The organism is Micropruina sp., assembly GCF_047607385.1.
In the GTDB taxonomy this organism is placed as follows: domain Bacteria; phylum Actinomycetota; class Actinomycetes; order Propionibacteriales; family Propionibacteriaceae; genus Micropruina.
In genome coordinates this window covers 47,246-53,463 of record NZ_JASGDE010000120.1, presented here as the reverse complement: position 1 = coordinate 53,463, position 6,218 = coordinate 47,246, and the positions used below count along the sequence as shown (strand labels likewise).

Below are 6,218 nucleotides of genomic sequence, written 5' to 3'. Positions count from 1 at the left end.
GCTGGCCGCCGCGATCGAGCCCCTGCTGGGCGCCGCGGTGACGCCGCCCGCCGTGCTGCGGGCGGCGCTGGTCGCCGGCCGGACCTCCGCCCTTGCCGGCGACTAGGGCCGGGACACCAGGGGTTTATGCGGCCACCAGCTGCTCACCGACGCCGACCCGCCGACCGCGCAGCCACAGGGTGAGCAGGGCGATCGCGAAGGCCAGCACCTCGGCCACGGTGATCGACCAGATCACTCCGGTCAGCCCCAGCCAGGCGTGCCCGGCCAGCAGCAGCGGAATGAACAGCACCCCCTGCACCACCGACAGCACCGTGGCGGGGCCACCCTGGCCGGTGGCCTGGAAGTAGGTGATCACCAGCCCGGTGAATCCGTTGAACAGTGCCGACACCAGTTGGGCGGTGAGCGCCACGGCGCCGACGGCGAGCACCGCGGCGTCCGAGCTGAACGGCTGCAGCGCCCGCTCGCCGAACAGGAACAGCGGGGTGGCGAAGCAGGCCACGATCACGGCCACCCAGATCGCGCTGGTGATCAGCGCCGAGCGGCTGCGGTCGGCCAGCTTGGCGCCGAAGCTGGCGGCCAGCAGCGGCATGGCGCCCAGCGCGACCCCCATCGCCAGCATCTCGGGCAGCTGCACGACCCGCATCACGATGCCGAAGGCGGCCAGTACCGAGTCGCCGTAGAGCACGGCGATGTTGTTGAACACCAGCGAGCTGATGATCAGGAAGGTGCTCATCAGCAGCTCCGAGGTGCCCACCCCGAACACCTCGCGGGCGGTGGCGGCGTCCGGGACGAAGTCGCGCAGCCCGATCCGGATCTCGGCGCTGTTGCGGTGCAGGTGCCGGGCCAGGTAGCCGATGGTGACCACATTGGACAGCACGATCGCCAGCGCGGCGCCGGCGACGTCCCAGTGCAGCACCAGGATGAACAGCACGTCGAAGGCCAGGTTGGCCACCGTCGAGGCGATGATCGCCATCATGGACGCCTTGGCGGCGCCTTCGGCGCGGACCAGCTGTTCGATCGCGAAGGCGACCATCAGCACCGGCGAGCCGGCCAGCAGGATGCCGGCGTAGCCGGCGGTCGGGGCGAAGGCGGCGGCGTCCGCCCCGAGCAGGTGGACGATCGGGTCGAGGGCCAGCAGGCCGGCGATCGCGATGATCACGCCGGTCAGTGCCGCGCCCCAGACGGTGAAGGCGGAGAACCGGCGGATGCCGGCCCGCAGGGCCGGCGCCTCGGCGGCGTCCGCGGTCTCCAGCCGGCCCAGCAGCCGGGAGACGGCGGTGCTGCCGCCGGTGCCGAAGACGCCGCCGACGGCCATCATCAGGCCGCTCAGCGGCAGCCCGAAGGTGATCGCTGCGAGCAGCGGGGTGGAGTTCAGGGCGCCGATGAAGCCGGCGTTGACGATGTTGTAGACGACCCCGACCGAGGTGGCCGCCATCATCGGGACGGCGAGGTGGATCAGGGCGCGGTTGATCGGCGCATCGAAGAGGTAGTGACGGTCGTCGGTGGTGCTCATGGCAGGTTCCTTCCCGCATCCGGGCAGGCGGCAGCGCCGCACCGCGGGGTGCGTGGGTGAGTTGAGGTTCAGGTCAGTCGGCGAGTGCCCGGTCGAGCTTGGTCAGCAGCCGGCGCAGTTCGGCGGACTCGGTGTCGGTGAGGGCGTCGGGCGGTATCTCCGCGGACGCCCACATGTCGGATTCGAAGCGGGTGACCAGCTCGCGGGCCTTGGCGGTGACGTGGACCGTCTTGCGCCGCGAGTCGGTGGGGTCGGGTCGGCGTTCCACCCAACCGTCGGCCTCCAGCGCCTGCAGCATGCTGGAGACGCTGGCCGCCCGGGTGCCGGTGATCGCGGTCAGATCGCGCTGGATCAGGCCTTTGGCCTCGTTGGCCTCGATGTATCCCACGATGCGTGCCTGGTGGGGGGTCAGCCCATGCAGGTCGAAGTCGTCCATGGCCGAGGACATCTTCTGCCGCAGGCGGACGCTGATCCGGCCCAGCAGTTCGGCGATCGGAGGATCCGGCTGTTCGGTGTGCACATCGGAAGACTAGATCGTTAGGTATCTAACAGTCAAGAAACTAACCAATCGTTGTGTCAGGGTGGGCCGGTGGATCGTTGACAGGTCAGTGAAGCCACTCCTATAGTGGAGTTGATTTAGTTTTCAAGTACACCCCGAGAGAGGCACTCAGATGTCCGGAATCGCTGATATCAAGGGAACCTACGTTCTCGACGCGAGCCACAGCCAGGTCGGCTTCGTGGCCCGGCATGCCATGGTCACCAAGGTTCGTGGGAGTTTCAATGAGGTCTCCGGCAGCGCCACCATCGACGGGGCCAACCCGTCGGCGTCGTCGCTCAGCGTGACCATCAACGCCGGCTCGGTCGACACCCGCAGCGAGGGCCGCGACGCCCACCTGCGCTCCGCCGACTTCTTCGACGTGGAGCAGTACCCCGAGATCACCTTCGTCGGCACCGGTTTCGCGGTGGACGGCGACGTGGTCGCGGTGACCGGCGACCTGACCATCAAAGGGGTCACCCACCCGGTCACCGTCCCGTTCGAATTCCAGGGCTCGGCCACCGATCCGTTCGGCAACGACCGGATCGGCTTCGAGGGCTCCGTCGTGGTCAACCGCAAGGACTGGGGGCTGAACTGGAACGCCGCGCTGGAGGCCGGCGGCGTCCTGGTCAGCGAGAAGGTCACCCTCGAACTCGAGGTGTCGGCGATCAAGCAGGCCTGATCCCGCTCCAACCGCGGGCCCCGGGTCGGGGGGCCGGGAGGCCCGCGGCGAGTGCGATCCAGGCATAGGGCCCGGCTTCGGCCGGGCCCTATGCGTTTCCCCAGGTCCGGGGCACCATGGTGGCCATGGTGCATGCAGTGTCGCGGCTCGTCCTCATCGCCCTGGTGGCCCTGATGGGGCTGGTGGGTGTCCCGGCTCCGCCGGCCTGTGCCTGTTCGTGCAAGGGCTTCACCACCGACGAGGCGGTGCGGGAGGCGTCCGCGGTCTTCGCGGGCGAGGTGATCGCGACCACCCACCACACCACCGGCGACATCATGGAGTCCGTCCACTACACGATCCGGGTCGGCCGGGTCTACAAAGGCACCGTGCCCACGCAGGTGGTGGTCACCACGGCGCCCGGCGAACCCAGCTGCGGCCTGCGGCTCTCCGGCCGTGTCACCGTCTTCGCCAGCGGCACCGGGGACACGTTGCAGACCAGTCTGTGCAATGCGCCGCTGAAGCTGGAGGTGGCGAAGCTCGGCCCGGGCGTCGCGCCGACCACCCCCAGCCCCGAGGCGTCCCCCTCGCCGACCCCGACCCCGTCGCAGTCGCCCGCCGCGGAGCCGGGAGCTGCGCCGGACTGGCTGGTTCCCGGCCTGATCGGCGTGGTCGTGGTGCTCGCCGCGATCGGCGGCGGCTGGCTCGTCCGCCGGGCGCGACGCTGACTCCGGCACCGGGCTACCGGTATTCTCCCAAGTGGGAGGGACCCCCGCCCTCCGGTCGGGAGGACGGATGCCCGAATGGGCAGGATGGCCTGGATGGGTCGGCATGGTCGTCGGGTTCATCGATCTGGCCATCAAGATCGCCGCGGTGGTCACGATCCCGCACAACCGGCGGCCGTCGTCGTCGCTGGCCTGGCTGCTGCTGATCATCCTCACCCCGCTGCTCGGGCTGGTGCTGTTCTTCCTGATCGGCAGCCCCTTCGTCCGCGGCCGGCGGCACGCGGTGCAGCAGCGCGCGGACGACATGATCACCAGCCGGGCGGCGTCGCTGCCGGACGTCCCGGAGGGGGCCGAGCTGCCCGAGGGCCTGGACAGCGTGGTGCGGCTGAACCGTCAGCTCACCTCGATGCCGATGCTCGGCGGCACCACCCACGGCCTGTTCGGCGACTACACCGCCTCGCTGGCCGCGATGACCGCGGCGATCCACACCGCGCAGACCCGGGTGCACCTGGAGATGTACATCCTGGCCCGCGACGAAACCACCGAGGACTTCTTCCAGGCGATGGCGGACGCCGTCCGCCGCGGCGTGGTGGTCCGGGTGCTCTACGACCACATCGGATCGCGGAAGTATCCCGGGTTCAGGCAGATGAACGAGTCGATGACCCGCGACGGCATCCAGTGGCATCAGATGATGCCGATCAAGCCGCTGCACGGACGCTGGCGCCGGCCCGACCTGCGCAACCACCGCAAGCTGCTGATCGTCGACGGCCGGGTGGCCTTCATGGGTTCGCAGAACGTGATCGACTCCAGCTACCTGATGCCGGCCAACCTCCGGTCCGGGCGGCACTGGCTCGACCTGAACATCGAGCTGAGCGGGCCGGTGATCAGTTCGCTGGAGGCGGTCTTCACCCTCGACTGGCTGGCCGAGACGGGCGAGTCGCTGGCCGACTGCGTTCCCGAGCCGACGCCCGGCCCGGCCGACCAGCCGATGCAGCTGGTGCCGTCCGGCCCCGGGTACCGGACGATGCCGAACCTGCGGCTGTTCACCGCGCTGATCCACCGCGCGCAGCATCGGCTGTTGATCACCAGCCCGTACTTCGTCCCCGAGGAGTCGCTGCTGGAGGCGGTCACCACCGCCGCCTACCGCGGCGTGGAGGTGGAGCTGTTCGTCTCCGAGAACGCCGACCAGTTCATCGTCCAGCACGCCCAGGCGTCCTACTACCAGGGGCTGCTGGAGGCCGGCGTCCGGATCTACCGCTACCCGACGCCGACCGTGCTGCACGCCAAGTTCTTCACCGTGGACGACGTGGCCGGGGTGATCGGGTCGTCCAATATGGACTACCGCTCGTTCGGCCTCGACTACGAGGTGTCGCTGCTGGGCACGGCGCCGGAGTTCGTCGCCGGTCTGCAGCGGGTGGCGGACGGCTACCGCGGCGTGTGCCGTGAGCTGACCGTCCAGGAGTGGGCGGGCCGATCGCCCTGGTGGCGTTATGTGGAGAACGTCACCCGGTTGATGGCGGCCCTCCAGTAGCCGTCTCGGGTCAGGCCTTCTCGGCGCGGGCCTCGGCCAGCGCGTCCACCAGGGCGTCGATGGCTTGGTCGAGCTCGTCGCGCTCGATCACCAGCGGGGGCGCCAGCCGGATGGTCTTGGTGTGGGTGTCCTTGGCGATCACGCCGCGGGCCAGCAGCCGGTAGCAGATCGACCGGGCGCTGCCCAGGTAGGGGTCGATGTCGACACCCGCCCACAGCCCCTTGCCGCGGACGGCGTCCACGCCGTGGCCGATCAGGCCGCGCAGCCGGGTGTGCAGGTGCTCGCCGAGCTCGGCGGAGCGGCGCTGCAGTTCGCCGGTGCGCAGCAGCTCGATGGCGGCCAGGCCGACGGCGGCGGCCAACGGGTTGCCGCCGAAGGTGGAGCCGTGCTGGCCCGGGTGCAGCAGACCCAGGATGTCGCGGTTGCCGACCACCGCGGAGACCGGCATGATGCCGCCGCCCAGGGCCTTGCCGAGCACGTACAGGTCGGGGACGACGCCGCTGTGATCGCAGGCGAAGGTGGTGCCGGTGCGGCCCAGACCGGACTGGATCTCGTCGGCGATGAACAGCACGTTGCGCTCGGTGCACAGCTCGCGCAGCGCCGGCAGGAAGCGCTTCGGCGGGACGATGACGCCGGCCTCGCCCTGGATCGGCTCGACCAGGACGGCGACGGTGTTGGCGTCGATCTCGTCCGCGATGGCATGGATGTCGCCGTAGGGGACGGTCCGGAAGCCGGGGGTGAACGGCCCGAAATTGCGCCGGGCGGTCTCGTCGTTGCTGAACGAGATCACCGTGGTGGTGCGGCCGTGGAAGTTGTTGGCCATCACGATGATGTTGGCGTGCCGCTCTTCGACACCCTTGGTCTCGTAGCCCCACTTGCGAGCCAGCTTGATCGCCGACTCCACCGCCTCGACGCCGGTGTTCATCGGCAGCACCATCTCTTTGCCGCACAGCTCGGCTAGGGCCTGGATGAACGGGCCGTAGGTGGCGGAGAACACCGCGCGCGAGGTGATCGTCACCTTCTGCAGCTGGTCGGCGGCCGCCTGGGTCAGCACCGGATGGCAGTGCCCGAAGTTGACGGCGGAGTAGGCCGAGAGGAAGTCCAGGTAGCGGTTGCCGTCGATGTCGGTCAGCCAGGCGCCCTGGCCGGATTCGATGACCACCGGCAGCGGCAGGTAGTTGTGCGCCCCCCAGGTCTCGGTCTGCTCGATCGCCTGCTGCTGCGTGGAGCTCAGTCCTCGACGGTCCGTCATGCAA

6 protein-coding genes are annotated in these 6,218 nt (G+C 69.7%); 3 read left to right on the top strand and 3 right to left on the bottom strand.

Features of this window, described 5'->3' with window-relative positions; translation table 11 throughout:
• Positions 1 to 124: 124 nt before the first annotated feature.
• Together QM582_RS10940 and QM582_RS10935 are read right to left on the bottom strand one after the other, a co-directional pair.
• Positions 125 to 1,513 carry an MATE family efflux transporter gene (locus QM582_RS10940; RefSeq protein ID WP_415084337.1) on the bottom strand — a complete coding sequence of 463 codons (1,389 nt, stop codon included), beginning with the start codon at positions 1,511 to 1,513 and terminating at the stop codon, positions 125 to 127.
• A gap of 73 nt (positions 1,514 to 1,586) precedes the next feature.
• Positions 1,587 to 2,033: a MarR family winged helix-turn-helix transcriptional regulator gene (locus QM582_RS10935; RefSeq protein ID WP_415084336.1), complete on the bottom strand. Its 447-nt coding sequence runs from the start codon at positions 2,031 to 2,033 to the stop codon at positions 1,587 to 1,589.
• A gap of 151 nt (positions 2,034 to 2,184) precedes the next feature.
• Here QM582_RS10935 and QM582_RS10930 point away from each other — a divergent pair, with 151 nt between their 5' ends.
• The 3 genes from QM582_RS10930 (at position 2,185) to QM582_RS10920 (ending at position 4,962) form a co-directional block, all read left to right on the top strand.
• Positions 2,185 to 2,730 (top strand): YceI family protein, encoded by a 546-nt coding sequence (locus QM582_RS10930; protein WP_415084335.1) that lies wholly within the window; start codon positions 2,185 to 2,187, stop codon positions 2,728 to 2,730.
• Positions 2,731 to 2,855: 125 nt separating this feature from the next.
• Positions 2,856 to 3,434 carry a hypothetical protein gene (locus tag QM582_RS10925; RefSeq protein ID WP_415084333.1) on the top strand — a complete coding sequence of 193 codons (579 nt, stop codon included), beginning with the start codon at positions 2,856 to 2,858 and terminating at the stop codon, positions 3,432 to 3,434.
• Positions 3,435 to 3,537: 103 nt separating this feature from the next.
• Positions 3,538 to 4,962, top strand: a complete 1,425-nt coding sequence (locus QM582_RS10920; RefSeq protein WP_415084332.1) for a phospholipase D-like domain-containing protein — start codon at positions 3,538 to 3,540, stop codon at positions 4,960 to 4,962.
• 10 nt (positions 4,963 to 4,972) lie between these two features.
• Here QM582_RS10920 and rocD read toward each other — a convergent pair whose 3' ends face one another.
• Complete coding sequence (gene rocD / locus QM582_RS10915) at positions 4,973 to 6,214, bottom strand: ornithine--oxo-acid transaminase (RefSeq protein ID WP_415084330.1); 1,242 nt, start codon at positions 6,212 to 6,214, stop codon at positions 4,973 to 4,975.
• Positions 6,215 to 6,218 lie beyond the last annotated feature (4 nt).